Genomic DNA, 23,766 nt, shown 5'->3' with positions numbered 1-23,766 from the left:
GTTGGCGCCCTGTCGATCCTGAAGCTGCCGATCAACCAGTACCCCAGCATCGCGCCACCGGCCATCGCCATCGCAGTGGCGTACCTGTGGGAGCGGGCTTGCCCCGCGATGCTTTTCAGGCCGCCGCGCAATGCAGGACCAACTTGGCCCCGCCCAACTCGCTACTCCCCACCTCGACCCGGAACCCATGCAAATCGACGATCGCCGCGACGATCGACAGCCCCAGCCCAAACCCCGGGTGACGGTGCCCCTCATCACTGCGGTAGAAGCGCTTCAAAACCGCCTCACGCTCTGCTTCGGGAATCCCCGGTCCACTGTCTTCCACCGAAATGTGTACGCCGCCGTCGTCGTGCTCGGCCAGCACCCGCACCTGGCCACCTTCGGGCGTGAACTTGATGGCATTGCCCACCAGGTTGGCCAAGGCTTCGAATAGCAGCTCACGGTCGCCGTGCAGTGCGGGCAATTGCTGGGGCTGTTCCAGCGACAGGCGTATCGCGCCGTCTTCGGCCAACGGCAGGTAGAAATCATGCAGTTCCACCAGCAGGGCATGCGGGTCGAGCTCGACGAAACCGGCACGGCGCTGGCGGTCTTCCAGTTCACTGATGCGCAGCAGGCCACGGAAACGCGCCATCAGGGTGTCGGTTTCTGCAATGGCCTGGTCCAGCGCCTCGGCTTGCGCTGAGTCGCTATCGCTCTGCTGGCGAATACGATAAAGCTGCGCACGCAGGCGCGTCAGCGGGGTGCGCAGGTCGTGGGCGATGTTGTCGCACACGCCCTTGACCTCATGCATCAGGCGCTCGATACGGTCGAGCATGGCGTTGACGATGTCGGCGAGCATGTCCAGCTCGTCGCGCCGGCTCGACAGCGGCAGGCGATGGGTGAGGTCGCCCGCGACGATCAGTTCGGCGCTGGCCTGTACCGCGCGTATGCGCTTTAGCGGACGCCGACGTAGCAGGTACCAACCGGCGAAGCCCGGGATCAGGGTCAGGGAGATGCCCCAGAGCAAGGCATGCAGGATGATCCGCGTGACCACGAACAACGAGCCGTTGTCGCGCACCAGCACCAGCCAGCGACCATCGGGAATATTGATGGCCACGGCATCGCAACTGTCGCGCGGCATGTGTGGGTCGTCAGCGTCCAGGCAGCGCTTGAGCTCGTGGATCTTGCCGTCCAGGCCCAGTTCGGGCGGCATCGCGCGAATTCGCCCGCCCAGCGGGTTGAGCTGGCGGTCGAACAGACCATAGGCGTCGAAGCCGCGTTCCTCGAAGGCTTGGCTGGCGATCAGCGCGTCATCGAGCTGCTTGCCGGTCATGTGCGAGAACAAGTGCTGACGCTGCAACATGGAATGGCGGGTAAACTTGTTCAGGTAGCTGGACACCTCGAAGTACAGCACCCCCATGAGGATGCTGCTCCAGGCCACGAACAGGAAGCTGTACAGCGCCAGCAGGCGGCTGGTGGAGGAGCTCCAGCCCTTAGACGGGTTCGGCAATGGCATAGCCGGAGCCCCGCACGGTACGGATCAACGGGGACTGGCCCGGTGCGTCGATCTTCTTGCGCAGGCGGCCGATGTGCACGTCGATCAGGTTGGTGCCGGGGTCGAAGTGGTAGCCCCAGACTTCCTCGAAGATCATCATCCGGGTAATCACCTGGCCTGCGTGACGCATCAGGTACTCCAGCAACTTGTACTCGGTGGGCAGCAGGTTGAGGCTGTTTTCGCCGCGTCGTGCTTCATGGCTGATCAGGTCCAGCTCGAGGTCGGCGACCTGCAGGCGGGTCTGGGTCATGGGCACGCTGTTGCGGCGCAGCAGCACTTCGACCCGGGCCGCCATTTCGTCGGAGGCGAATGGCTTGGTCAGGTAGTCGTCGCCGCCGGCACGCAGGCCGCGCACACGCTCGTCGACATCCGACAAGGCGCTGATCATCAGGATGGGCGTGGCGATCTTCAGGCTGCGCAGGGTGGTGACGATGGTCAGGCCGTCGACTTCCGGCAGCATGCGGTCCACGGTAATCAGGTCGTAGCCACCGGCGATGGCCTTGGCCAGCCCTTCGCGGCCATTGTCGGCCCAATCCACTTCCAGGCCGTGGCTGGTGAGTTCGGCGACGATCTCCTGGCCGGTAACGGCATCGTCTTCAATGGTCAGTACGCGGGGCATGCTGGTTCCTGGGCGGCGTGGGGAAATTTGATTGTGCCAAAGAATAGACAACCGGCGATTTAAGAAAAATTCATCTAGGGCGGCGGTGCAAACGAAAACGGGGCATGCCATTGCTGGCATGCCCCGTTTTCACTGCAAGGCGAAGCGTCAGGCGACCTTGACGATCCAGCCTGCCGGTGCTTCGACGTCACCGCTCTGGATGCCGGTCAGCTCCTGGTAGAGCTTCTGGGTCACCGGGCCGACCTTTTCCAGGTCGTGGAACATGTGCAGGTTGCCGTTGTACTCGATACCGCCGATTGGTGTGATCACCGCCGCAGTACCGCAGGCGCCGGCTTCGATGAAGCGGTCGAGCTTGCTGATCTCCACGTCGCCCTCGATCACGGTCAGGCCCAGGCGCGATTGCGCCAGTTCCATCAGCGACAGGCGGGTGATGCCGGGCAGCACCGACGCCGATTTCGGGGTAACGAACTCGTTGTTGGCAGTGATGCCGAAGAAGTTGGCCGAGCCGACTTCCTCGATCTTGCTGTGGGTCAGCGGGTCCAGGTAGATGGCATCGGCGAAGTTGGCCTTCTTGGCCTCGGCGCCTGGCTGCAGGCTGGCAGCGTAGTTGCCGCCGACCTTGGCTGCACCGGTACCTTGCGGGGCCGCGCGGTCGAAGCTGGAGATCTGGAAGTTGTGCGGCTTCATGCCACCTTTGAAGTACGAGCCGACCGGGATGGCGAAGATCGAGAAAATGAACTCGGGCGCGGTGCGCACGCCGATGTTATCGCCAGTGCCGATCACGAATGGACGCAGGTACAGCGCACCCTTGCCGTGCGGCGGCACGAACTTCTCATTGGCCTTGACCACCTGCTTGCACGCTTCGACGAACACCTCGGTCGGCACCTGCGGCATCAGCAGGCGGGCGCAGCTGCGTTGCATGCGCGCGGCGTTCTGGTCGGGGCGGAACAGGTTGATCGAGCCATCCTTGCAGCGGTAGGCCTTCAGGCCCTCGAAGCATTGCTGGCCGTAGTGCAGGGCGGTGGAGCCTTCGCTGATGTGCAGTACGTTGTCTTCGGTCAGGGTGCCTTTGTCCCACTCGCCGTCGCGCCATACGGACAGGTAGCGCTTGTCGGTCTTGATGTAGTCGAAGCCCAGCTTGTCCCAGTTGATCTCGTTACTCATGACACCCTCTATTGTCTTGCCGAGGCCCGGTTGGTGGGCCTCCTTTTATATGCGCACCCCGCCACGATAAACCATCCGCCGAGGATCGGAAACGCCCAGTCACGAATTGGCGCTGGCGCTCAGCCGTCTATCTGCTGGCAAAACCGCAAGCGGTTGCCGAACGGGTCCCACACCTGCATCTGCAAGCCCCAGTCGACCTCCTCGGCCTGCGGCCGTGCGTAGCCGTATTGCTTGTCCAGCAGCTCACGCTCCAGGGCGCGCAGGTCTTCGACGCGGGCGAACACGGTGGAGCCGGGCGAGGCATCGCCGTGGTGTTCGGACAGGTGCAGCACCAGGCCGTCGCGGTGGATCTGCGCGTACAGCGGCAGGTCGGGGGCGAAGCGGTGCTCCCAGTCGAGGGAGAAGCCGAGAAAGTCGAGGTAGAACTCCTTGGCCTTGTCGACCGAGAAGATGCGCAGTACCGGAATGGCCGGGGCGAAGTGCATGGTTGCGTCCTGCAAGGGAAAAGGTGGGAGGGGCACTGTAACGCAGCGCGTGCCTGTTGCGTAGGCACTGGAAAGGGGCACGGCGGAGATGGAGTTGGCCCGCAATCTGCTAATGGCATTAGGTAAAGACTGATCGACTGGTCTGAGCTGTCTGATTCTTCCTTGGGAGAATTAACCGGTACAGCGCTTTCAGACCAAGTATTTCAAGGAATGCAGGATGTCGTTGGCAGAGCGGGCAGGGCAGGTGGACGAGCAGGCGGGCTGGAGCGCGCATCTGCAGCTGCGTTTCGTGCTGCGTGATGGCATGACCCGTCTTGGTGCGCGTCGGCACTTCGGTCCTCTTTTGGTGCAGCGGCCCTTCCACCCGGAGGGCGCGCCATGCCACGTCTACATCCTGCATCCACCTGGCGGTATCGTCGCCGGGGACCGCCTGGAGCTGGACATCCACCTCGAGCCTGGCAGCCACGCGCTGCTGACCATGCCCGGGGCGAGCAAGTTCTACCGCAGCATCGGCCCCACGGCGCGCCTCGAACAACGTTTTCACCTGGCCGCCGATAGCACCCTGGAATGGCTGCCGCAAGACAGCATCTTCTTCGACGGTGCCCGCGCCAGCCTCGACAGCCGCTTCACCCTCGAGCCCGGCGCGCGCCTGTTGGCCTGGGAAACCCTGTGCCTGGGCCGTCCGGTCATGAGCGAGCGCTTCGATAACGGGGCCCTGGACAGCCGCTTGCGTATCGAGCTGCCAGGCGACCCTGGCCTGCACGAGCGCCTGCGCATCACCGGTGGCCAGTTGGACAAGCTTGGCGGTCACCCGCTGGTCGCCACCTTCTGTGCCGCACCGGCCGACAGCGCGGTGCTGGAGCAGGTGCGCCAGTTGCTCGATGAACTGGGCACCCCAGCCGGCGCCACCTTGCTCGGGCCGCTGTTGGTGATCCGCCTGCTCGACCACGACAACCAACACTTGCAACGCAACCTGCAGCGGCTCTGGCACCTGCTGCGCCCGGCCGTGCTCGGCCTGGCGCCGTGCCCGCCGCGCATCTGGGCCACTTGAGAGAGACGCGATGGAGCTGACCCCAAGAGAGAAAGACAAACTGCTGCTGTTCACCGCCGCGTTGCTGGCCGAACGGCGCCTGGCCCGTGGCCTGAAGCTCAACTACCCGGAAGCGGTGGCGCTGATCAGCGCCGCGGTGCTCGAAGGCGCGCGTGATGGCCGTACGGTGGCCGAGCTGATGAGCCTGGGCCGCGAGGTGTTGAGCCGCGACCAGGTGATGGACGGCGTGCCTGAGATGCTCCACGACGTGCAGGTCGAGGCCACGTTCCCCGACGGCACCAAGCTTGTGACCGTGCACGACCCCATCGTCTGAAGCGACCAGGAGATGCCCATGATTCCCGGAGAAATCCAGGTCGCCGACGGCGACATCGAACTCAACGCCGGCCGCGAAACGGTCAGCGTCAGCGTGGCCAACCACGGCGACCGCCCGGTGCAGGTCGGCTCGCACTACCACTTCTTTGAGGTCAACGACGCCTTGGTGTTCGACCGCGAACCCAGCCGCGGTTATCGCCTGGACATCCCCGCCGGCACTGCCGTGCGCTTCGAGCCAGGCCAGTCGCGCACCGTGCAACTGGTGGCCTACGCCGGCAAGCGCGAGGTATACGGCTTCCAGGGCAAGGTGATGGGCGCGCTGGAGGGCAAGGCATGAGCCGGATTTCCCGCAGGGCCTACGCCGACATGTTCGGCCCTACCGTGGGCGACCGCATGCGCCTGGCCGACACCGCGTTGTGGGTCGAAGTCGAGAAGGACTTCACGATCTACGGCGAAGAGGTGAAGTTCGGCGGCGGCAAGGTCATTCGCGATGGCATGGGCCAGGGCCAGATGCTGGCGGCCGAGGCCATGGACCTGGTGCTGACCAACGCCGTCATCATCGACCACTGGGGCATCGTCAAGGCCGATATCGGGGTCAAGCATGGGCGTATCGCCGCCATCGGCAAGGCCGGTAACCCCGATGTGCAGCCGGGGGTGAACGTGCCCGTCGGGCCAGGCACCGAGGTGATCGCTGCCGAAGGCAAGATCGTCACCGCTGGCGGCATCGACTCGCATATCCACTTCATTTGCCCACAGCAGGTCGAGGAGGCTCTGACCAGCGGCGTCACCACCTTCATCGGCGGCGGCACGGGGCCGGCCACTGGCACCAATGCCACCACCTGCACCCCAGGCCCCTGGTACCTGGCGCGCATGCTCCAGGCGGCCGACAGCCTGCCGATCAACATCGGCCTGCTGGGCAAGGGCAACGCCTCGCGCCCCGAAGCCCTGCGCGAGCAGATTGCTGCTGGGGCCGTGGGCCTGAAGCTGCACGAGGACTGGGGCTCGACCCCGGCGGCCATCGACTGCTGCCTGGGCGTGGCCGAGGAGATGGACATCCAGGTGGCGATCCATACCGACACGCTCAACGAGTCCGGTTGCATCGAAGACACCCTGGCGGCCATCGGCGATCGCACCATCCATACCTTCCACACCGAAGGGGCGGGCGGTGGCCATGCGCCGGACATCATCCGCGCGGCCGGCCAGGCCAACGTGCTGCCGTCCTCGACCAACCCGACCCTGCCGTACACCATCAATACCGTCGATGAGCACCTGGACATGCTCATGGTCTGCCACCACCTCGACCCAAGCATCGCCGAGGACGTGGCCTTTGCCGAGTCGCGTATCCGCCGCGAGACCATCGCCGCAGAAGACATCCTCCACGACATGGGCGCGTTTTCCATGACGTCCTCCGACTCCCAGGCCATGGGCCGGGTGGGCGAGGTGGTGCTGCGCACCTGGCAGGTGGCGCACCAGATGAAGGTGCGCCGCGGCCCGCTGGCCCCGGACAGCGACTACAGCGACAACTTCCGGGTCAAGCGCTACATCGCCAAGTACACCATGAACCCGGCGCTGACCCACGGCATCGCCCACGAGGTCGGCTCGGTCGAGGTGGGCAAGCTGGCCGACCTGGTGCTGTGGTCGCCGGCCTTCTTCGCGGTCAAGCCGGCGCTGGTGGTCAAGGGCGGGATGATCGTCACCGCGCCCATGGGCGATATCAATGGCTCCATCCCTACGCCCCAGCCCGTGCACTACCGGCCAATGTTCGGCGCCCTGGGCGCGGCGCGCCATGCCACGCGCATGACCTTCCTGTCCCAGGCCGCCATGGACCGCGGCTTGTCCGAGGAACTGGGCCTGCGCAGCCTGATCGGCGTGGCCCAAGGCTGCCGCCGGGTGCGCAAGGCCGACATGGTCCACAACACCCTGCAACCGGTCATCGAAGTCGACGCCCAGACCTATCAGGTGCGCGCCGACGGCGAACTGCTGGTGTGCGAGCCGGCCAGCGAACTGCCGCTGGCCCAGCGTTACTTCCTGTTCTGAAGGAGCAAGCATGATTGTCCTGACCCGCCGTGTTGCCGAAGCCGCAACGGCCACCGGCACCGTCACCCTGGATGTGGACAGCCGCATCAAGAGCCGCCTGCGCGTGACCCTCGACGATGGTCGCGAAGCGGGCCTGATGCTCGAGCGTGGGCACCTGCTGCGCGGCGGCGAGCGGCTGGCCGATGCCGAAGGCCTGCACGTGGTGCAGGTGATCGCGGCGCCCGAGGCGGTGTCCACCGTGCGCTGCGCCGACCCGCTGCTGCTGGCGCGTGCCGCCTACCACCTGGGCAACCGCCACGTGCCGTTGCAGATCGAGACTGGCTTTTTGCGCTACCAGCATGACCACGTGCTGGACGAGATGGTGCGCGGCCTGGGCCTGGAGGTGCAGGCCGAGCGTGCGCCGTTCGAGCCTGAAGCCGGTGCCTACCAGAGCGCCCCGCACGGCCACAGCCACGACCATCCGTTTGTCCGCCTGCCGACCCATTCCTGAACTGCCTAGGAGCACCCGATGAAAAAGACCCTCGCCCTTGTTTTACTGATGGTGGCCTTGCCGGCTTTCGCCCACCCAGGGCATGACAGCAACCCCTTGCAGGATGGCCTGCTGCACCCGCTGACCGGCCTCGACCACCTGCTGATGCTGCTGGGCACCGGCGTGCTGGCGGCGCTGACCCGACGCAACCTGAGCCTGCCGCTGGCGACCCTCGGCGCGATGTTCGGCGGCGCGGTGCTCGGCCATCTGTTTGGCGGCATGGTGGGCCTGGAAACCTTGATCCTGGCATCGTTGGTGGTGGCTGCGGTCGCGCTGCTGCTGCCCAACCGTCAACTGCTGCTGGCCCTGGCGATGCCGGTGTTCGCGCTGTTCCACGGCTGGGCCCATGGCGTGGAAGCCACCCCTAGCGCGTTCTGGCAGTTCAGCGCAGGTTTCGTGACCGTCAGTGGCTTGCTGCTGGTGGCCGGCTTCGGCGTCGGTTGCTTGCTGCGCCGCCACGCCAAGTTGCAGAAGGCCTTTGGCGGTGGGTTACTGGCTGGCGCCGCCTACGTGCTGGCCGGCTGATGAGCCGCGACCTGGCGCTGCTGCGCCTGCTGCAACTGGCAAGCCCCGGCTTGCCAGTGGGCGGCTTTACCTATTCCCAAGGCCTGGAGTGGGCCGTGGAGGCCGGCTGGGTGCGTGACACCGCAGGCTTCTGCGCCTGGCAGCGCGAGCAGCTGCACGACACCCTGGGCTGCCTCGACTGGCCCGTACTGGCGCGCCTCTACCAGGCTTGCCAGGTCGACGACGCCGAAGCCTTCGCACACTGGAGCGCGTTCCTGCTGGCCAACCGTGAAACCGCCGAGCTGCGCCTGGAAGAGCGCCAGCGTGGCAGCGCCCTGGCGCGCCTGCTCGACGGTTGGCAACTGGGCCAGGCCCCGGCCTGGCGTGAAAGCCTGGAACTCACCCAGTTGGGCGGCATGGCCTGGCTCGGCGCGCACTGGGCGATTCCTTTGCGCGACCTGGCATTGGGCCTCGGCTTCGCCTGGCTGGAGGGCGCCGTGATGGCCGGGGTCAAGCTGGTGCCGTTCGGCCAGCAAGCCGCCCAGACCCTGCTGCGCGACCTGGGCGCCGAACTGCCCGAAGTGCTCGACCAGGCCCTGGCGCTGCCTGACGACCAGCTCGGCGGCGGCCTGCCGCTGCTGGCTATTGCCTCGTCGCGCCATGAAACCCAATACACCCGATTGTTCCGTTCCTGAGGACTGCCTTATGCAAAGCTATCAGCAACCCCTGCGCGTCGGTGTCGGCGGCCCGGTCGGCTCTGGCAAGACCGCGCTGCTCGAAGCCCTGTGCAAGGCCATGCGCGACCACTACCAGATCGCCGTGGTCACCAACGACATCTACACCAAGGAAGACCAGCGCATCCTCACCGAGGCCGGTGCGCTGGAGCCCGAGCGCATCGTTGGCGTGGAAACCGGCGGCTGCCCGCACACCGCCATTCGCGAGGATGCCTCGATGAACCTGGCGGCGGTGGAAGAGCTGGCGCGCAAGTTCGGCAACCTGGAGGTGATCTTCGTCGAGAGCGGCGGCGACAACCTCAGTGCCACCTTCAGCCCGGAGCTGGCCGACCTGACCATCTACGTGATCGACGTCGCCGAAGGCGAGAAGATTCCGCGCAAGGGCGGGCCGGGCATCACCAAGTCGGATTTCCTGGTGATCAACAAGACCGACCTGGCGCCTTACGTTGGCGCTTCGCTCGAAGTGATGGAGCGTGACACCAACCGCATGCGCCCGGAGCGTCCGTGGACCTTCAGCAACCTGAAGAAAGGTGACGGGTTGCAGGCGGTGATCGACTTCATCGTCGACCGCGGCATGCTGGGCGTGCGGGGCTGAACCTGCCGGACGAGCTAGCGTCGTAAGACCTTTCGCCAAATACGGCAGGATTGGTCTCGATCAGCGTTCTCCAGCCCACCCCAAGCCACTGCGCGCCTACTCTTGGCGCGCCCGAGAGTGTCTTGGGGTCACTGGAGAATTTCATGAGCGTGAGAAATACCTTGTTCGGCGCAGCCCTTGGGCTGTCTGCCGTTGTACAGGCCAGCGAAGAAAAGGCCTTTCGCATCGACGTACCGGTCGGCAAGCCGACCATGGTGCATCAGCTGACCTACCAGGTGATGTACAGCGAGAAGCCCTTCGAACTGGCAACCATCTACTATTTCGACAATGGCCTCTACAAGATCGTCTCGCCGGGTGAGGACCACTACGGCGTGTACCTGGTGGAGGGGGCGACCACCGATCCGGTCTACCGCATCAGCTACCTGTCATTGCCCTCGGCGGACTGGGGCGACAACGTCGCCAAGCACGACCTGACCTTCGACAACCAGCGCAAGGTGTTCCAGCAACAGGCAATCACCCACGCCGACCAGTCCATTCCACCCCAGCATGGCACCTTCACCGAGGCGGCCAACACCATTGCAGACCCTGCACAGATCACCTGGCAGCAGCCTTGATCCAGGCTTGATGAAGAAAACGCCCAGGCCACTGCAAATGCAGGCCTGGGCCAGCACATGGACATAGCTCCAAATGCGCGCACCGAGGTCATGCCATTACAGTCTGGCTGCTCGCACCCCCTTGCAGCCAACTTGAGAAGGTCATGTATGAAGACTGTAATTGCCGCACTCGCAGCGGCCGGTGCGCTATCGACCCTGCTTGCCCTGGCCGACGGCTCGGGCAAGATGTCTACCCAGGTGGTCGAGAAAACCACCGCTGAAAGAAAGCCGTTGGATGAGCAGGCGACTCATCGTTCAACGGAGCCACCTACCCATAGGGCTCAGGCGCGGGGAATGGGCCCAGTGGTTGGCATGGTGTGTGAGAATGGCTACAAGCAGATCGGGGACGACTGCGTATATGCGAACACCGAATTTGAATGATCCTCGCCTGGCCGGCCCAGACACGTTCTGCTACAGCGATGCGGCCACCTTCGCGGCCACCTCGTCCGGCACCCAGGCCTTCCACACCTCGGGGTGCTCGCGCAGGAACCCCAGCGCGGCCTCGCGCGGGTCCTGGCGGGTTTCGCTCATGTGCGCCAGGGCCTGGTTCAGGGTGTCGATGGGCAGGTCGACCTTCTCGAACCAGGCCACCAGCTCCGGGTACTGCTCACGAAATTGCGCCGATACGCCGATCGACAGCTTTGCCGCCAGCGAGCCGCTGCCTTTGGGGTTGGGGTTGGCCGGGTCGGTGAGGGTGGCCCAGGCCTGTTCGTCGAACGCCGGTTCTTCCAGGCGCACCAGGTCGAAACGCCCCATCAGCGGGGTCGGGCTCCAGTAATAGAACAGCACCGGTTGGCCACGGCGGATCGCCGAGGTGACCTCGGCATCGAGGGCGGCGCCGGAGCCGGTGCGGAAGTTGTTGTACAGCCCGTCCAGGCCATAGGCCTTGAGTTTCTGGGTGTTGACGATCTCGGAGGTCCAGCCTGCGGGGCTGTTGAGGAAGCGGCCCTTGCTGGGCGCTTCGGCGTCCTTGAACACCTCGGGGTAGCGCTTGAGGTCGTCGACGCTACGCAGCTCGGGCGCCATGGGCTCGATGCCTTTTGCCACATCGCCCTTGATCACGTAGGCAGGCACCCACCAGCCTTCCTCGGCGTTCTTCACCGTGTCGCCCAGGGCGAACACCTGGCCGGCCTGTTCGGCCTTGACCCAGGCGGGGCTGCGTCCGGCCCACTCTTCGGCGATCACTTGCAGGTCGTTGCGCGCCAGGGCCACTTCCATGCTGACGGTACTGCCGGGGAGGGTGTCGGTTGCGTAGCCATGGCCACGCTCGACGATCAGGCGCAGCACTTCGGTGGTGAACGCGCCGCTTTCCCAGCCGATGGCGCCGAAGTGGATGGGCTCGCGGGCGGTGGCGGCTGCGGCGCTGTCGGTACTGGCCAGGCCGACTGCAAGCAGCAGGCTGGCCAGCAGCGTTGGAATCTTCTTCATCAAGGCCTCGTCGGTTGCCGTTGGCACGTGCGGCAAGTGTAGACCAGGCCTTTTCAGCCTCTTTCCGGGCGTTTTTGACATCCGCCGCCCACTGCTTCAGAGTACGCGCCCTTCATAACAACATCCCTTGGTCCGGCTTCTGCGTAGCCCGCAGCCTGTCGCCGGTGCCTTTGCTTTTGGTCTGTCGTAACGAGGTATTGCACACCATGAATGCAGTTATTGCCGCGGTTGGCATCATGCTCATCCTGAGCCTGTCCCGCGTGCACGTGGTCATCGCCCTGATCATCGGCGCCCTGGCCGGTGGCCTGGTCGGCGGCTTGGGCATCGAAGCCACGCTCAAGGCCTTCAACGGCGGCCTGGGCGGCGGCGCCACGGTGGCGCTGTCGTATGCTTTGCTCGGCGCCTTCGCCGTGGCGATTGCCAAGTCCGGATTGGCCCACGCCCTGGCCGATCGTGCCCTGGCCATGGTCGACCGCCAGGGCCACGCCGATGGCGGCAAGATGAAATGGCTGCTGATTGGCCTGATGCTGGTGGTGGCGGTGTCTTCGCAGAACATCCTGCCGATCCACATCGCCTTCATCCCGTTGCTGGTGCCGCCGCTTTTGTACGTGCTGACGCGCCTGCGCATCGACCGCCGGTTGATCGCCTGCGTCATCACCTTCGGCTTGATCACGCCCTACATGTTCCTGCCCGTGGGTTTCGGCAACATCTTTCTCAACGAGATCCTGCTGGCCAACGTCAGCCGCGCAGGCGTGGATGTCAGTGGCGTCAACGTCACCCAGGCCATGGCCATCCCGGCGGCGGGCATGCTCGCGGGCCTGTTGCTGGCAGTGTTCGTCAGCTACCGGCGCAAGCGCGACTATGACCTGAGCCGCATCGAGCAGGTGGAGCAGGTGAGCGTGCGCTACAACCCGCTGACCTTGTTGGTGGCCGGTGTGGCCATTGCTGCGGCGTTCATCGTCCAGCTGTGGCTGGACTCGATGATCATCGGTGCCATGGTCGGTTTCCTGATCTTCTCGGCCTCGGGCATCGTGCGCTGGAGAGAGACCGATGACCTGTTCACCGAAGGCATGAAGATGATGGCGATGATTGGCTTCATCATGATCGCAGCCTCGGGCTTTGCCGAAGTGATGAAGGCCACGGGGGAAATCAACAGCCTGGTCGAGACCTCGGCGCAATGGATCGGCCACAACAAGGGCATCGGTGCCCTGCTGATGCTGTTGGTGGGGCTGCTGGTGACCATGGGCATCGGCTCGTCGTTCTCCACCGTGCCGATTCTGGCGGCGATCTTCGTGCCGTTGTGCGTGCAACTGGGCTTCGACCCGATCGCCACCGTGTGCATCGTCGGTACTGCCGGGGCCTTGGGCGATGCCGGCTCGCCCGCCTCGGACTCGACGCTGGGGCCGACCTCGGGGCTGAACGTCGATGGCCAGCACCACCATATCTGGGACACCGTGGTGCCCACCTTCATCCACTACAACCTGCCGCTGCTGGCGTTCGGCTGGTTGGCGGCGATGGTGCTGTAGGGTAGGGGCGCTTATCCGCGACCGGGGGACGGGAGGATACGGTTCAGTACCGTACTGCCGTCCTTGCTGCGGGTCAGGTACACCGGCAGCACCTTGGGCAGGTTGTCCACCAGGCGGTTCACTTCGCGGGTGCTGTAGATGCCGCTGATGCGAATGCGCCCGACATTGGCATCGGCCAGCAGCAGCGGTTTGTTCAGGTAGCGGTTGATCACCGGCAGGGCCTGGGACAGGCTCAGGTTGTCCAGCACCAGGCGGCCGTTACGCCAGGCCAGGGCGTTGGCATAATCGCCGCTTTGTGCCAGTTGCGGCTCGAAGTCGCCCACGCGGTAGCTGGCCTGCATGCCAGGGCCGAGGCGATAGCCGCCATCCTTGCTGTTGCTGGACACCAGCACCGAGCCTTCCACCAGCGTCACCTTGACCTGGTCCTGATACTTCCACACGTTGAACTGGGTACCGGTGACCCGGGTCTGGCCGTGGCCGGCCTGCACGATGAAGGGGTGCTCGCTGTCGTGCTTGACCTTGAAGAATGCCTCGCCATTGACCAGGGTGACCTGGCGGCGGTCCTTGAAGTTGAGGTAGCGCAGCTGGGTGTTCAGGTTGAGCTCGACGTCGCTGCCATCGCTCAAGCGCACCTGGCGCACCTGGCCTTCGCTTTCGAAGCGCTGGTAGTGGTTGGGCAGCCAGCCTTGTTCCCAGCCCACCCAGCCGGCCAGCGGCAGGGCCAGCAAAGTGATTACCGCAGCCGAGGCCAAAGGCCGCCATTGCCGTGTGCGGGCCGCACGCGGTGCAACGGGGAAGGGCGTGACCACTGCTTCATTACGCGGCAGCAGGTCGGCGGTCTGCCAGATCTCCTGCATCGCGTGGTACTCCTGGGCGTGCCGTGGGTCGGCCGCCAACCACTGGGCGAATGCTTCACGCTCTGCCGAGGAACAGTCGTCCTCGTGCAGGCGCATGCACCAATGCGCCGCAGCATCGGTGATTGCATCGTCGTCGTTGTGGAGGTGGCGGTCGTGATTCATTGCAGCTCCCGGTTTTGCGCATTCTAACCCCGGAAAGGGTTCCAAGGAACGAGATAATGGCGAATGACTATCAGTTGTGAGTTTTTTCGTCGCTTTTCGCCTCTTGGAAAACGATTGGCACGCCCCGCCATTTATCGCGGAAATACATAGCCTGCTAATAAAGGTTTTGACATTCACTGCTTAGGCAGTAATATTTTGAAATATCCACCTTGAGCGAGCCGTCATGCCGCATTTCACCCCGGAAAATTTCGAGCGTTGCAGCATCGGCATGCTGCTCGGGCGCACCGCCGTGCTCAAGGACCGCATCCTCGATTGGCACCTGGAAGCTGACGGGGTGACCGCCGCGCAATTCAAGGTGTTGATCATCGTCACCCAGTACCAAGTCGATACCCCGGCTGAGCTGTGCCGCTACCTGGGCCTGGACAGCGGCTCGATGACCCGCATGCTCGACCGCCTCGAGCAGAAGGGCCTGATGCTGCGCAAGCGCTGCCCGGAAGATCGCCGCCAGGTCCGCCTGGCGTTGACTGCAGACGGCCAGCGCCTGGCCGATCGCCTGCCGGAAATCGGCGCGATGGCGATGAACGAGTTGGTCGGGGTGCTGGCAGCCGAAGAGCTGCACACCCTCGAGACGTTGCTGGCCAAGGTGCTTCTGGCCGCCGGCGACCCCCTGACGATCGCCCGTTTCGGCGATCGAGAACGCTGAACCCACTTTTCAAGGTATTGCCATGGCTTCTTCTGCGGACGCACCCGCCACCTCCGAGCTGCCCGAATCCAATCGCAAGCGCAAAGCCTGGCTGCTGGCCCTGCTGCTGATCGTCCTGCTCGCAGGCGCCGGTACTTGGGCCTGGTACAGCCTGGTCGGGCGCTGGCACGAAAGCACCGACGATGCCTACGTCAATGGCAACGTGGTGCAGATCACCCCGCTGGTGGCCGGTACCGTCACCAGCATTGGCGCCGACGATGGCGACCTGGTGCAGGCTGGCCAGGTGCTGCTGCGCTTCGACCCCAGCGACAGCGAAGTGGCCTTGCAGGCCGCCAAGGCCAAGTTGGCGCGTACGGTCCGCGAAACACGCGGGCTGTACAGCAACGTCGATGCCCTCAAGGCACAGATGCAAACCCGCCAGGCCGAGCTGAAGAAAGCCCAGGAAAACTACAACCGCCGCAAGGTGCTGGCCGACAGCGGGGCGATCGCCGCCGAAGAACTGTCCCATTCGCGCGACGACCTCACCGCCGCGCAGAGCGCCCTGGACAACGCCCGCCAACAACTGGCCACCAGCACTGCACTGGTCGACGACACCGTAGTGTCCTCGCACCCTGAGGTCATGGCCGCCGCCGCCGACCTGCGCCAGGCCTACCTGGACAACGCCCGCAGCACCCTGGTGGCGCCGGTGACCGGCTATGTGGCCAAGCGCACCGTGCAGTTGGGCCAGCGCCTGCAACCGGGCGCGGCGACCATGGCGGTGATCCCCCTGGACCAGGTGTGGGTCGATGCCAACTTCAAGGAAACCCAGTTGCGTGACATGCGCATCGGCCAGCCGGTGAAGATCACCGCCGACCTGTACGGCAGTGCGGTCACCTTCGATGGCACCGTCGACAGCCTGGGGGCCGGCACTGGCAGTGCTTTCGCCTTGCTGCCGGCGCAGAACGCCACCGGCAACTGGATCAAGATCGTCCAGCGCGTGCCGGTGCGTATCCACCTCGATGCCGCGCAACTGAAGGACCACCCGCTGCGCATCGGCCTGTCGACGGTGGCCGAGGTCGACCTGCACGACCAGAGCGGCCCGGCCCTGGCCCAGCAGCCGCCACAACAGGCCAGCTACACCACTGCGGTGTATGACCAGCAACTGGCCGAGGCCGACAGCCTGATTGCCCGGCTGATCCACGACAACAGTGCCGGTACTGGCAAGACGGCGCTGCGATGAGCAACGCCGCCCCCGCGCAGTTCACCCCGCCGAGCCTGCTGCTGACCACCATCGGCCTGTCGCTGGCGACGTTCATGCAGGTGCTCGACACCACCATCGCCAACGTCGCCCTGCCGACCATTTCCGGCAACCTGGGGGTGAGCTACGAGCAGGGCACCTGGGTAATTACCTCGTTCGCCGTGAGCAATGCCATCGCCTTGCCGCTGACCGGCTGGTTGAGCCGGCGCTTCGGCGAGGTGAAGCTGTTCACCTGGGCCACGCTGCTATTCGTGCTGGCCTCGTTCCTGTGCGGCATCGCCCAGTCGATGCCGGAACTGGTGGCGTTCCGGGTCATACAAGGGGTGGTCGCCGGCCCCTTGTACCCCATGACCCAGACCCTGCTGATTGCCGTCTACCCACCGGCGAAACGGGGCATGGCCCTGGCCTTGCTGGCGATGGTCACGGTGGTGGCGCCGATCGCCGGGCCCATTCTCGGCGGTTGGATCACCGACAGCTACAGCTGGCCATGGATCTTCTTCATCAACGTGCCCATCGGCCTGTTCGCCGCCGCCGTGGTGCGCCAGCAGATGCGGGCGCGGCCGGTGCACACCAGCCATCAGCCGATGGACTACGTCGGCCTGCTGACGCTGATCGTCGGGGTGGGGGCGTTGCAGGTGGTGCTGGACAAAGGCAATGACCTTGACTGGTTCGAGTCGTCGTTCATCGTCATCGGCAGCCTGATTTCCGTGGTGTTCCTGGCAGTGTTCGTGATCTGGGAACTGACTGACCGCCACCCGGTGGTGAACCTGCGGCTGTTCGTGCACCGCAATTTCCGCATCGGCACGATGGTGCTGGTGGGCGGCTATGCCGGGTTCTTCGGCATCAACCTGATCCTGCCGCAGTGGCTGCAGACGCAGATGGGCTACACCGCCACCTGGGCCGGCCTGGCGGTGGCACCGATCGGCCTGTTGCCGGTGCTGATGTCGCCGTTCGTGGGCAAGTACGCGCACCGCTTCGACCTGCGCCTGCTGGCGGGCCTGGCGTTCCTGGCGATTGGCGCCAGCTGCTACATGCGTGCCGGCTTCACCAACGAGGTGGACTTCACCCATGTGGCGTTGGTGCAGCTGTTCATGGGCATTGGCGTTGCGCTGTTCTTCATGCCGACCTTGAGCATATTGCTGTCGGACCTGCCGCCACAGCAGATCGCCGATGGATCCGGGCTGGCAACCTTCCTGCGCACCCTGGGCGGTAGCTTCGCGGCGTCCTTGACCAGCTGGATCTGGATTCGCCGGGCCGACCAGCACCATGCCTATCTCAGCGAGCACATCAGCCAGTACGACCCGGCCACCCAGCATGCGCTACAGCAGCTGGGCGGCGCCAATACCCAGAGTTACGCGCAGCTGGAGCAGATCCTCAACAGCCAGGCCTACATGATGTCGACGGTGGACTACTTCACCTTGCTGACCTGGGTATTCGCCGGCTTGATCCTGCTGGTGTGGCTGGCCAAACCGCCGTTCACGGCCAAGGCCGGGCCGGCCTCGGCGGGGCATTGAAGGGCAGCGATATTGTGTAGGCGCGGTTACTGCGCGGTGCCGAACATACCCGTCCAGTAGATGCCCGCATCGCTCTTCGGGTCGACCGCGTAGGCCGCGCCCAGCTCGCGGAAGTCGGGGTTCATCAGGGTGGCGCAATGACCGGGGCTGGCCAGCCAGCCGTCGACCACCTTGCGCGGTGTGTCGCGCCCGGCGGCGATGTTTTCGCCGATCTGCTGATACAGGTAGCCGGCAAGCTCGGCGCGGTCGCCTGGGGTGCGGCCATCGCGGTCGATATGGTCGAAGTAGTTCTGGTTGGCCATGGCCCGCGTATGGTTGGCGGCAACGCCGGCCAGGGTGGTGTTCCAGGTCAATGCGGGGGCGGCGGCGAAGGGCTGGCCGCCGCATTGGCGCGGCACGTTGCGCGCAGCGTTGATCTCTTGCAGCATTTTCTGGCCCTCGGCCTGCCAGTCGCCCAGGCGGCCGCTGAGCAGCGGACGCGCCAGCACGATGCGCCAGTCGCGGCCTTCCTGGCTGACGCCGATATCGACGAACTGCGGGTCGAGCACCACCTGGCAGAAGCTTTCCTCGATGGCACGCATCGCCGCCGGGGCATCGCGCGGGCCCGACAGGCTGATGGCCTGGACGTTGACCATGGGGTAGGCGGCGCGGGTCATGGCCTGTTGCAAGTCGCGGGTGCCTTCCGGAGACAACGCCAGGCGCGTGTCGCTGTTGAGCGGCGCCAGTTCCAGCGAGGCTTCGCCACCGCAGCGTTGGGTCTGGCTGCGGTAGGCGTTGATCGAATCGATCAGTTGCGCTTCGGCACCGCTGATGGCCTGGGCACTGGTAGAGACCACCAGACCCAGCGACAGGGTGGCCAAGTAGGCAACGGATGACAGGACGCGCATCAAGAATCTCCCTATGACTGGCAGCGGCCTCATGGTATGCGCTGCCCATCCTACACAAGCATCGGGCTTTTGGCCTTGTCTCATGCGTTACGACGGGCTTTGGTTTACCCGCGACAAAAGAGTGGGTAGACCGGTGCCCGGCGCAAAAGTGCAGTGCATGGAAGTCAATTATGACGGCGGCTGAGCGCGCTACGTGCAACTGCGCATGCTCATTCGCCTTTTCGTCCGACTCTGCGCAGGCGGTGCTGTTCCCTCGCCATCACCTTCGGGGGCGCTGCACTTTCAGCGCGCCAGTGCCTGGTTTGGCTTGTAGAACAGGAAGTGACGGGTCTGGGCAGTCCTGCGGTAGGCCTTGGCCCAGTCTGGATGCACGTTGCGGTCATGAAAGTACAAGGCGCCGCCGGTGCTGTCCTTGAGCTGCTGGTTCAAGGCCTTGCGGGCGATTTCCTTGGCGACGCCGTAGCGGCCTTCTTCCTCGACCTGGTCCGGGCGCCCGTCGCACCACCAGGAAAACTGGCAGCTCTTGCTCTCGACGCCTTGCTTGACCACGCCGCAGATGGTGTCGGGAAAGCCCTCGTGGCCGAGGCGGTTGAGTACCACGTTGGCCACTGCGCTCATGTCTTCGGAGTCGGTGCCCTTGGCTTCCCAATAGATCGTGCGGGCCAGGCAGGTGATGCTGTCGTCCATCGGCGCCTGGCCGGCCGGGTCCACGGCTTGCACTTCGCTGGGGGTGAGGGTTTCGCTTTTTTTCGGCGGCGGTGCTTCTTCCACCACCTTTTCCTCCAGTGCCTGGGCCTTGTCTTCGGCGACGGCGGCCTTGGCGCTGTCGGCGGCGTGTAGCGGGGCGTGGAAAGTGCCTGCAAGCAGGGCCAGGGTGAGGCTGGTTACCATCCACGAGTAGCGCATGGCTGTGCTTCCGAAGGGGGGCTGATTTCCATTCTAGTCGCAGGTTGTCAACTCAGCGCAAGGGCCAGCACTAGCGGCAGGGTCACGGCGGCGGCGACTGTCTGCAAGGCGATGATGGTGGCCATCAGCGGTGCGTTGCCGCCCATTTGCCGGGCCATGACGTAGGACGAGGAAGCCGTCGGCAGTGCCTGGAACAGGACGGCTATCACGGCGGCCTGGCCACTGAGGCCCAGTAGCCGGCACAGGCCCCAGGTGGTCACGGGCATGACCAGGAACTTGAACAGCGACGCCGCCATCAACGGCCGCACCTGCTGGCCCAGCCGCGCCCCGCCGAGCGCTGCGCCCACGCACAGCAAGCCAAGGGGCAGGGCGGCCTGGCCGAGCGCCTTGACGGTCGGTTCGAGGCCTGCCGGCAGGCCGATGCCGGTGACCCGCAGCAGCAGGCCGGCTGCACACCCGACGATCAATGGGTTGGCGAAGATCGCCCGGGCAATCGCCAGTGGTGAGCTGTGGCGGGCGCTGAAGCGGGCGAATACCAGTACGCAGAGCAAATTGACCAAGGGCACGATCGAGGCGTTGGCCACCGCTGCCAGGGCGATACCGGCAGTGCCGTAGATACCCGAGGCCAAGGTGGCGCCGATGTAGTTGTTGAAGCGCACGCCGCCCTGGAACACCGAGGTGAAGTCGGCGCCATCGTGGCTGGCCACGCCTTGGTAGAGCACCAGCAGCAGCGCGCCGGCCAGGGTCGAGAGCATCAGCACCGCGACCATCCCCAGCACCGGCACGCCTTCGAGGTTGGCGGTGGCCAGGCCGTGCAGGAACAGCGAGGGCAGCAAGACGTAGTAGCTCAGGCGTTCGGCGCCGGGCCAGAAGGTGTCTGGCAGGAAGCTGCGAACCCGCAGCAAGGTGCCCAGGGCGATCAGCAGGATGATGGGCAGCAGGGTGGTCAGCAGCAGGTGAAGCATGGCGGGCGATCCGTGGACGGGTACCGGCACAGGTTAACGGGGTGAGCGAGCAGAAAAAACCGTTGTTTTCTGTAGTGACTGTTTAGGAAAAATGCACTGTTGTCAGGGCGGTGGGGCGCTATAGAACACGGCCAGCCAGACCGTGGCACTACCTGCCTCGGTCCATTCCACACGATGTCGGCAATGCGCGGGAATGTCCAGGCAGTCGCCCGGCTCCAGCACACGAATATCGGCTTCATGTTCCAGGCGCAGCCCGGCGCGGCCACTGAGCAGCACGATCCATTCGCCTTCGGCCTGGTCGTACCAGAAACCCGGCGGGCTGCACTGGCCGCTGGAGACGATGCGCTCGATGCGCAGGCCAGGCCGTTGCAGCAGGTCGTCTACCTGCTCGGCGGCGTCGGGGGCGAGGGGGGCAAGCTGGCTGAACAGGTTGGCGAGTGGCATGGGGCGGGTGTCCAAGGCGAGGGGCAGGGCACATTGTAGGCACTTAGCGCCCCAGTGGCAGCGCCACGCCAATCAACGCGAACAACCCGCCACAGCACCGGTTGAAACCTCGCCCACCCTTGGCCAGCCAGGGACGAATGCGAAACGCCAGGCGCGCCAACAGGTATTCGACGATGAACTCCACGCTGGCGAAGGTCGCCGCCATGACCACGAACTGCAATGCCAGAGGGCGCTGCGGGTCGATGAACTGGGGCAGGAAGGCGCCATAGAACAGCAGCACCTTGGGGTTGGCCAGGGCCGAGAAAAAGCCCTGGCGCAACAGCCCGGCATTGCTCAACGAGGCCTTGCCCTTGGCCTGCTCCAGGTGCAGCGGCGGGCTGCGCCACAGCTGGATACCCAGCCACAGCAGGTAGGCCCCGCCCACCCACTTGAGCACCACCAGCACCGAGGCCGAGGTTTGCAGCAGCGCGCTCAGGCCGAACATCGCCAGGGCGATCAGGGCGCTGAAGCCGAACACGCCGCCAACGATGGTGAACAAGGTGCGCCGCGCGCCGTACAGCGCACCGTGGGTCAAGGCGAGCAGGCTGTTGGGGCCGGGGGTGAGCGAGAGGCCGATGCTGGCCAGCAGGTAGAGAAGCCAGGTGTCGAGTGCCATGACGATGTCTTCCAGGAATGGATGGAACGCAGTCTAAGGTGCTGCGTTAGCAATCGAGGGTATGATTCGGACATCTAATGGTCATTTATGGACATTGCTGCCCATGACGCCCGACATGCGCCTGCTGATCGTGCCCTTGCCCGAGTTCGCCCTGCTGCCGTTCGGGGCCTTCCTTGATAAGTTGCGCTTCAGCGCCGACGACGAAGACTACAGCCGCCAGCGCTACGTGACCTGGACCCTGGCCGGGTTGACCCCGGACCCGGTGCCGTCGAGCAGCGGCGCTGTGGTACAGGTGCAAAGTGCTGTACAGGCCCTGGCGCTGGGGCAATACGACTACCTGGTGCTGTTCGGTGGGCGTAGCGCAGCGGCCACGGCCAGCCTGGCCGCAAGTTACAAGCCCTTGCTGCGGCGCGCGGCAAAGGCCGGGGTGAAGCTGGTAGGCGTCGACAACGCGGTCTTCCTGCTGGCCGCCTGTGGCCTGCTGGACGGCCACAAGGTGGTGGTGCATTGGCGCCACGAGGCGGAGTTCCGCGCGGCCTTCCCGCGCGTGAAGGTGCAGCCCGAGCAGCTCTACTGCTTCGACGGTGCGCGCATTTCCTGCGCCGGTGGCACTGCGGCCATCGACCTGGCGGTAGAGCTGCTGTCGCGAGCCAGTGGCCGGGCACGGGCGCTCAAAGGCCTGGCCGACATGCTGGTAGACGAGACCCGCGACAGCCGCCACGCCCTGCGCTCGCTGGAAACCGGGACCGGGCGGGGGCGCCAGGTACAGCGCGCCACGGCGCTGATGCGTCATCACCTGGCCTCAGGGCTTTCGGTGGAGCAACTGGCGGCGCAACTGGGTATCAGCCGACGTCAGCTCGACCGCCAGTTCCTCGGCGAGCATGGCATGAGCGCCAAGGCTTGGTGGCTGGAGATGCGCCTGCAACAGGTGCGCTGGCGCTTGCTCAATTCCAGCCACAGCCTGGCGCAGATCGCCGAGGAGTCGGGCCTGGGCGATGCCAGTTACCTGGGCAAGCAGGTACGTCGGCGTTTCGGCTGCACGGCGCTGGCGCTGCGCGATGGCTGTGAGCCGCGTCTTGATTGAAACGCTGTCCATCGAGTGACGGCGCCCGCAGCCTGAGGCATGCTTGCGGCCTTTGGCGTCACGCAAGGGGCGGGGAATGAAGAAACTGGTGCGCATGGACGATTTGCAGGTGTTCGTCAGCACGGTCGAGGCCGGCGGCCTGTCGGCTGCCGCGCGGCAGTTGGACATCTCCCCGGCGCTGGCCAGCGCGGCGTTGCAGCGCCTGGAACGGGCGCTGGGCATTCGCCTGCTGGTGCGCTCCACCCGCCGCCTGCGGCTGTCGGACGATGGCGAACGCTACCTGCCCCACGCGCGCCAGGCCCTGGCAGCGCTGGGTGATGGCGAGCTGGCGCTGGAGCAGGCGCGTGATGTGCTGGCCGGGCCGCTGCGCCTGTCGTTGCCGTCGGATTTGGGGCGCAATGTGCTGCTGCCCTGGCTGGATGAATTCCAGGCGGCCTACCCGCAATTGCAGCTGCAACTGCGCATCAGCGACCAAGTCGCCGACCTGGTGGGCGAACACCTCGATGCCAGCATTCGTTATGGCCTGCTGGCCGACTCCAGCCTGGTGTCGCTGCCGCTGGCCCCCGCCAACCGTCGCGCCGCCTGCGCAGCCCCTGCCTACCTTGCCCGGCATGGCGCGCCGCAAACCCCCGCGCAACTGGCCGGGCATAACTGCCTGCGCTACGTGATGGGCGAACAGACACATGATCGCTGGAGCTTCCACGGCGACGAAGGCGTGACCACGGTGCAGGTCACAGGCGATCGCAGCAGCGACGATGCCGATGTGGTCCGGCGCTGGGCGGTGGCGGGGGTAGGGGTGGTGTACAAGTCGCGACTCGATGTGCTGGAGGATATCCGCGCCGGGCGCCTGGTAGAGCTGCTGCCCGGGCTGGTCGGGCAGCCGGCGCCGTTGCAGATGATGTGCGCCCACCGGCATTCGCTGACGCCCGCGGTGCGCCTGCTGCACAGCTTTTTGCTGGAGCGGTTCGACAGTTACCTGGGATAGGCCAGGTTGCCTACCATGCCGCCTCGGCAACCTTTTCAAATTGTGTCCCCAGGACTCGTTTCCAGTGCCGCAGGCCAGGTGCGGCGCGGGTTATGTTCGATTGATGAGCCAGTTTCATAGGCGCATTGCGTTTGCGTGCCGTAGTCGTCCGGCGCAGGCGAAGCTAGATTCCCGCTATGTCAAAAAGCGGGGGTTT

General features: G+C 65.2%; 27 protein-coding genes and 1 pseudogene. 17 read left to right on the top strand and 11 right to left on the bottom strand.

Annotated elements, in window-relative coordinates; genetic code table 11:
* A pseudogene (locus ACQKPE_RS11075) lies at nt 1-84 on the top strand (hypothetical protein); the annotation flags it as partial.
* Between the two features lie 31 nt (nt 85-115).
* On the opposite strand, the gene ACQKPE_RS11070 reads toward ACQKPE_RS11075, so the two are convergent.
* The 4 genes from ACQKPE_RS11070 to ACQKPE_RS11055 form a co-directional block, all read right to left on the bottom strand.
* On the bottom strand, nt 116-1,495 hold the full coding sequence (locus ACQKPE_RS11070; protein WP_427665736.1) for a sensor histidine kinase: 1,380 nt from the start codon (nt 1,493-1,495) through the stop codon (nt 116-118).
* Nucleotides 1,473-2,153 carry a response regulator transcription factor gene (locus ACQKPE_RS11065; RefSeq protein ID WP_427665734.1) on the bottom strand — a complete coding sequence of 227 codons (681 nt, stop codon included), beginning with the start codon at nt 2,151-2,153 and terminating at the stop codon, nt 1,473-1,475. Before ACQKPE_RS11065 ends, ACQKPE_RS11070 begins: the two co-directional genes overlap by 23 nt.
* A gap of 147 nt (nt 2,154-2,300) precedes the next feature.
* A complete protein-coding gene (locus ACQKPE_RS11060) occupies nt 2,301-3,317 on the bottom strand; it encodes a branched-chain amino acid aminotransferase (RefSeq protein WP_427665732.1) in 1,017 nt (338 codons plus the stop codon).
* A 119-nt stretch (nt 3,318-3,436) separates the two neighbouring features.
* Nucleotides 3,437-3,802, bottom strand: coding sequence for a glyoxalase superfamily protein (locus ACQKPE_RS11055; protein WP_427665731.1), 366 nt, complete (start codon nt 3,800-3,802; stop codon nt 3,437-3,439).
* A 217-nt stretch (nt 3,803-4,019) separates the two neighbouring features.
* On the opposite strand from ACQKPE_RS11055, the gene ACQKPE_RS11050 reads away from it, so the two are divergent.
* From ACQKPE_RS11050 to ACQKPE_RS11005, 10 genes are all read left to right on the top strand, one after another.
* The gene (locus tag ACQKPE_RS11050) at nt 4,020-4,853 is read left to right on the top strand and encodes an urease accessory protein UreD (protein ID WP_427665729.1); all 834 of its coding nucleotides are present in this window, start codon (nt 4,020-4,022) and stop codon (nt 4,851-4,853) included.
* 10 nt (nt 4,854-4,863) lie between these two features.
* Complete coding sequence (locus tag ACQKPE_RS11045) at nt 4,864-5,166, top strand: urease subunit gamma (RefSeq protein ID WP_427665727.1); 303 nt, start codon at nt 4,864-4,866, stop codon at nt 5,164-5,166.
* An 18-nt stretch (nt 5,167-5,184) separates the two neighbouring features.
* Complete coding sequence (locus tag ACQKPE_RS11040; RefSeq protein WP_427665726.1) at nt 5,185-5,502, top strand: urease subunit beta; 318 nt, start codon at nt 5,185-5,187, stop codon at nt 5,500-5,502.
* A complete protein-coding gene (gene ureC / locus ACQKPE_RS11035) occupies nt 5,499-7,202 on the top strand; it encodes an urease subunit alpha (protein ID WP_427665725.1) in 1,704 nt (567 codons plus the stop codon). Before ACQKPE_RS11040 ends, ureC begins: the two co-directional genes overlap by 4 nt.
* 10 nt (nt 7,203-7,212) lie before the next feature.
* Nucleotides 7,213-7,692, top strand: a complete 480-nt coding sequence (gene ureE / locus ACQKPE_RS11030; RefSeq protein ID WP_427665723.1) for an urease accessory protein UreE — start codon at nt 7,213-7,215, stop codon at nt 7,690-7,692.
* Nucleotides 7,693-7,710: 18 nt separating this feature from the next.
* Nucleotides 7,711-8,256, top strand: a complete 546-nt coding sequence (locus ACQKPE_RS11025; protein ID WP_427665722.1) for a HupE/UreJ family protein — start codon at nt 7,711-7,713, stop codon at nt 8,254-8,256.
* Nucleotides 8,256-8,930 (top strand): urease accessory protein UreF, encoded by a 675-nt coding sequence (locus ACQKPE_RS11020; RefSeq protein ID WP_427665720.1) that lies wholly within the window; start codon nt 8,256-8,258, stop codon nt 8,928-8,930. Before ACQKPE_RS11025 ends, ACQKPE_RS11020 begins: the two co-directional genes overlap by 1 nt.
* A gap of 10 nt (nt 8,931-8,940) precedes the next feature.
* A complete protein-coding gene (gene ureG / locus ACQKPE_RS11015; RefSeq protein WP_427665718.1) occupies nt 8,941-9,564 on the top strand; it encodes an urease accessory protein UreG in 624 nt (207 codons plus the stop codon).
* Nucleotides 9,565-9,707: 143 nt separating this feature from the next.
* Nucleotides 9,708-10,178: a hypothetical protein gene (locus tag ACQKPE_RS11010; protein ID WP_427665716.1), complete on the top strand. Its 471-nt coding sequence runs from the start codon at nt 9,708-9,710 to the stop codon at nt 10,176-10,178.
* A gap of 147 nt (nt 10,179-10,325) precedes the next feature.
* Entirely contained in the window at nt 10,326-10,598 is a 273-nt protein-coding gene (locus ACQKPE_RS11005) for a hypothetical protein (RefSeq protein WP_427665714.1), read from the top strand.
* Nucleotides 10,599-10,628: 30 nt separating this feature from the next.
* Here the strand turns inward: ACQKPE_RS11005 and ACQKPE_RS11000 are convergent, their stop codons facing one another.
* Nucleotides 10,629-11,645, bottom strand: coding sequence for an ABC transporter substrate-binding protein (locus ACQKPE_RS11000; RefSeq protein ID WP_427665712.1), 1,017 nt, complete (start codon nt 11,643-11,645; stop codon nt 10,629-10,631).
* 206 nt (nt 11,646-11,851) lie between these two features.
* Here ACQKPE_RS11000 and ACQKPE_RS10995 point away from each other — a divergent pair, with 206 nt between their 5' ends.
* The gene (locus ACQKPE_RS10995; protein ID WP_427665710.1) at nt 11,852-13,171 is read left to right on the top strand and encodes a Na+/H+ antiporter family protein; all 1,320 of its coding nucleotides are present in this window, start codon (nt 11,852-11,854) and stop codon (nt 13,169-13,171) included.
* Nucleotides 13,172-13,182: 11 nt separating this feature from the next.
* On the opposite strand, the gene ACQKPE_RS10990 is transcribed toward ACQKPE_RS10995, so the two are convergent.
* Nucleotides 13,183-14,190 (bottom strand): FecR family protein, encoded by a 1,008-nt coding sequence (locus ACQKPE_RS10990; protein ID WP_427665708.1) that lies wholly within the window; start codon nt 14,188-14,190, stop codon nt 13,183-13,185.
* A gap of 223 nt (nt 14,191-14,413) precedes the next feature.
* On the opposite strand from ACQKPE_RS10990, the gene ACQKPE_RS10985 reads away from it, so the two are divergent.
* The 3 genes from ACQKPE_RS10985 to ACQKPE_RS10975 are packed head-to-tail and all read left to right on the top strand — an operon-like array spanning nt 14,414 to nt 17,644.
* Nucleotides 14,414-14,893, top strand: a complete 480-nt coding sequence (locus ACQKPE_RS10985) for a MarR family winged helix-turn-helix transcriptional regulator (RefSeq protein WP_427665707.1) — start codon at nt 14,414-14,416, stop codon at nt 14,891-14,893.
* 22 nt (nt 14,894-14,915) lie between these two features.
* Entirely contained in the window at nt 14,916-16,112 is a 1,197-nt protein-coding gene (locus ACQKPE_RS10980; RefSeq protein WP_427665705.1) for an efflux RND transporter periplasmic adaptor subunit, read from the top strand.
* Nucleotides 16,109-17,644, top strand: a complete 1,536-nt coding sequence (locus ACQKPE_RS10975) for a DHA2 family efflux MFS transporter permease subunit (RefSeq protein WP_427665703.1) — start codon at nt 16,109-16,111, stop codon at nt 17,642-17,644. Before ACQKPE_RS10980 ends, ACQKPE_RS10975 begins: the two co-directional genes overlap by 4 nt.
* Before the next feature lie 26 nt (nt 17,645-17,670).
* Here ACQKPE_RS10975 and ACQKPE_RS10970 read toward each other — a convergent pair whose 3' ends face one another.
* From ACQKPE_RS10970 to ACQKPE_RS10950, 5 genes are all read right to left on the bottom strand, one after another.
* Nucleotides 17,671-18,531 carry a CAP domain-containing protein gene (locus ACQKPE_RS10970; RefSeq protein ID WP_427665702.1) on the bottom strand — a complete coding sequence of 287 codons (861 nt, stop codon included), beginning with the start codon at nt 18,529-18,531 and terminating at the stop codon, nt 17,671-17,673.
* A 282-nt stretch (nt 18,532-18,813) separates the two neighbouring features.
* Nucleotides 18,814-19,437 carry a cell wall hydrolase gene (locus ACQKPE_RS10965; protein ID WP_427665701.1) on the bottom strand — a complete coding sequence of 208 codons (624 nt, stop codon included), beginning with the start codon at nt 19,435-19,437 and terminating at the stop codon, nt 18,814-18,816.
* Nucleotides 19,438-19,484: 47 nt separating this feature from the next.
* A complete protein-coding gene (locus ACQKPE_RS10960) occupies nt 19,485-20,402 on the bottom strand; it encodes an AEC family transporter (RefSeq protein ID WP_427665699.1) in 918 nt (305 codons plus the stop codon).
* A gap of 102 nt (nt 20,403-20,504) precedes the next feature.
* Nucleotides 20,505-20,846: a cupin domain-containing protein gene (locus ACQKPE_RS10955; protein WP_427665698.1), complete on the bottom strand. Its 342-nt coding sequence runs from the start codon at nt 20,844-20,846 to the stop codon at nt 20,505-20,507.
* Between the two features lie 43 nt (nt 20,847-20,889).
* On the bottom strand, nt 20,890-21,501 hold the full coding sequence (locus tag ACQKPE_RS10950; RefSeq protein WP_427665696.1) for a LysE family translocator: 612 nt from the start codon (nt 21,499-21,501) through the stop codon (nt 20,890-20,892).
* Nucleotides 21,502-21,604: 103 nt separating this feature from the next.
* On the opposite strand from ACQKPE_RS10950, the gene ACQKPE_RS10945 reads away from it, so the two are divergent.
* Together ACQKPE_RS10945 and ACQKPE_RS10940 are read left to right on the top strand one after the other, a co-directional pair.
* Nucleotides 21,605-22,585 (top strand): GlxA family transcriptional regulator, encoded by a 981-nt coding sequence (locus ACQKPE_RS10945; protein WP_427665694.1) that lies wholly within the window; start codon nt 21,605-21,607, stop codon nt 22,583-22,585.
* 85 nt (nt 22,586-22,670) lie between these two features.
* Nucleotides 22,671-23,570, top strand: a complete 900-nt coding sequence (locus ACQKPE_RS10940; RefSeq protein ID WP_427665738.1) for a LysR family transcriptional regulator — start codon at nt 22,671-22,673, stop codon at nt 23,568-23,570.
* Nucleotides 23,571-23,766: the final 196 nt, after the last annotated feature.

The sequence above is a fragment of the Pseudomonas sp. NPDC089554 genome, from assembly GCF_050280645.1.
Taxonomy (GTDB): domain Bacteria; phylum Pseudomonadota; class Gammaproteobacteria; order Pseudomonadales; family Pseudomonadaceae; genus Aquipseudomonas.
The sequence above is the reverse complement of the archived record's forward strand: the minus strand, read 5'-3'. Positions and strand labels throughout refer to the sequence as shown.

Excerpts from the sequence above, each read along its gene's own strand:
- ACQKPE_RS11070 (WP_427665736.1), bottom strand. The coding sequence starts at position 1,495 with ATGCCATTGCCGAACCCGTCTAAGGGCTGGAGCTCCTCCACCAGCCGC.
- ACQKPE_RS11065 (WP_427665734.1), bottom strand. The coding sequence starts at position 2,153 with ATGCCCCGCGTACTGACCATTGAAGACGATGCCGTTACCGGCCAGGAG.
- ACQKPE_RS11060 (WP_427665732.1), bottom strand. The coding sequence starts at position 3,317 with ATGAGTAACGAGATCAACTGGGACAAGCTGGGCTTCGACTACATCAAG.
- ACQKPE_RS11055 (WP_427665731.1), bottom strand. The coding sequence starts at position 3,802 with ATGCACTTCGCCCCGGCCATTCCGGTACTGCGCATCTTCTCGGTCGAC.
- ACQKPE_RS11050 (WP_427665729.1), top strand. The coding sequence starts at position 4,020 with ATGTCGTTGGCAGAGCGGGCAGGGCAGGTGGACGAGCAGGCGGGCTGG.
- ACQKPE_RS11045 (WP_427665727.1), top strand. The coding sequence starts at position 4,864 with ATGGAGCTGACCCCAAGAGAGAAAGACAAACTGCTGCTGTTCACCGCC.
- ACQKPE_RS11040 (WP_427665726.1), top strand. The coding sequence starts at position 5,185 with ATGATTCCCGGAGAAATCCAGGTCGCCGACGGCGACATCGAACTCAAC.
- ureC (WP_427665725.1), top strand. The coding sequence starts at position 5,499 with ATGAGCCGGATTTCCCGCAGGGCCTACGCCGACATGTTCGGCCCTACC.
- ureE (WP_427665723.1), top strand. The coding sequence starts at position 7,213 with ATGATTGTCCTGACCCGCCGTGTTGCCGAAGCCGCAACGGCCACCGGC.
- ACQKPE_RS11025 (WP_427665722.1), top strand. The coding sequence starts at position 7,711 with ATGAAAAAGACCCTCGCCCTTGTTTTACTGATGGTGGCCTTGCCGGCT.
- ACQKPE_RS11020 (WP_427665720.1), top strand. The coding sequence starts at position 8,256 with ATGAGCCGCGACCTGGCGCTGCTGCGCCTGCTGCAACTGGCAAGCCCC.
- ureG (WP_427665718.1), top strand. The coding sequence starts at position 8,941 with ATGCAAAGCTATCAGCAACCCCTGCGCGTCGGTGTCGGCGGCCCGGTC.
- ACQKPE_RS11010 (WP_427665716.1), top strand. The coding sequence starts at position 9,708 with ATGAGCGTGAGAAATACCTTGTTCGGCGCAGCCCTTGGGCTGTCTGCC.
- ACQKPE_RS11005 (WP_427665714.1), top strand. The coding sequence starts at position 10,326 with ATGAAGACTGTAATTGCCGCACTCGCAGCGGCCGGTGCGCTATCGACC.
- ACQKPE_RS11000 (WP_427665712.1), bottom strand. The coding sequence starts at position 11,645 with ATGAAGAAGATTCCAACGCTGCTGGCCAGCCTGCTGCTTGCAGTCGGC.
- ACQKPE_RS10995 (WP_427665710.1), top strand. The coding sequence starts at position 11,852 with ATGAATGCAGTTATTGCCGCGGTTGGCATCATGCTCATCCTGAGCCTG.
- ACQKPE_RS10990 (WP_427665708.1), bottom strand. The coding sequence starts at position 14,190 with ATGAATCACGACCGCCACCTCCACAACGACGACGATGCAATCACCGAT.
- ACQKPE_RS10985 (WP_427665707.1), top strand. The coding sequence starts at position 14,414 with ATGCCGCATTTCACCCCGGAAAATTTCGAGCGTTGCAGCATCGGCATG.
- ACQKPE_RS10980 (WP_427665705.1), top strand. The coding sequence starts at position 14,916 with ATGGCTTCTTCTGCGGACGCACCCGCCACCTCCGAGCTGCCCGAATCC.
- ACQKPE_RS10975 (WP_427665703.1), top strand. The coding sequence starts at position 16,109 with ATGAGCAACGCCGCCCCCGCGCAGTTCACCCCGCCGAGCCTGCTGCTG.
- ACQKPE_RS10970 (WP_427665702.1), bottom strand. The coding sequence starts at position 18,531 with ATGCGCGTCCTGTCATCCGTTGCCTACTTGGCCACCCTGTCGCTGGGT.
- ACQKPE_RS10965 (WP_427665701.1), bottom strand. The coding sequence starts at position 19,437 with ATGCGCTACTCGTGGATGGTAACCAGCCTCACCCTGGCCCTGCTTGCA.
- ACQKPE_RS10960 (WP_427665699.1), bottom strand. The coding sequence starts at position 20,402 with ATGCTTCACCTGCTGCTGACCACCCTGCTGCCCATCATCCTGCTGATC.
- ACQKPE_RS10955 (WP_427665698.1), bottom strand. The coding sequence starts at position 20,846 with ATGCCACTCGCCAACCTGTTCAGCCAGCTTGCCCCCCTCGCCCCCGAC.
- ACQKPE_RS10950 (WP_427665696.1), bottom strand. The coding sequence starts at position 21,501 with ATGGCACTCGACACCTGGCTTCTCTACCTGCTGGCCAGCATCGGCCTC.
- ACQKPE_RS10945 (WP_427665694.1), top strand. The coding sequence starts at position 21,605 with ATGACGCCCGACATGCGCCTGCTGATCGTGCCCTTGCCCGAGTTCGCC.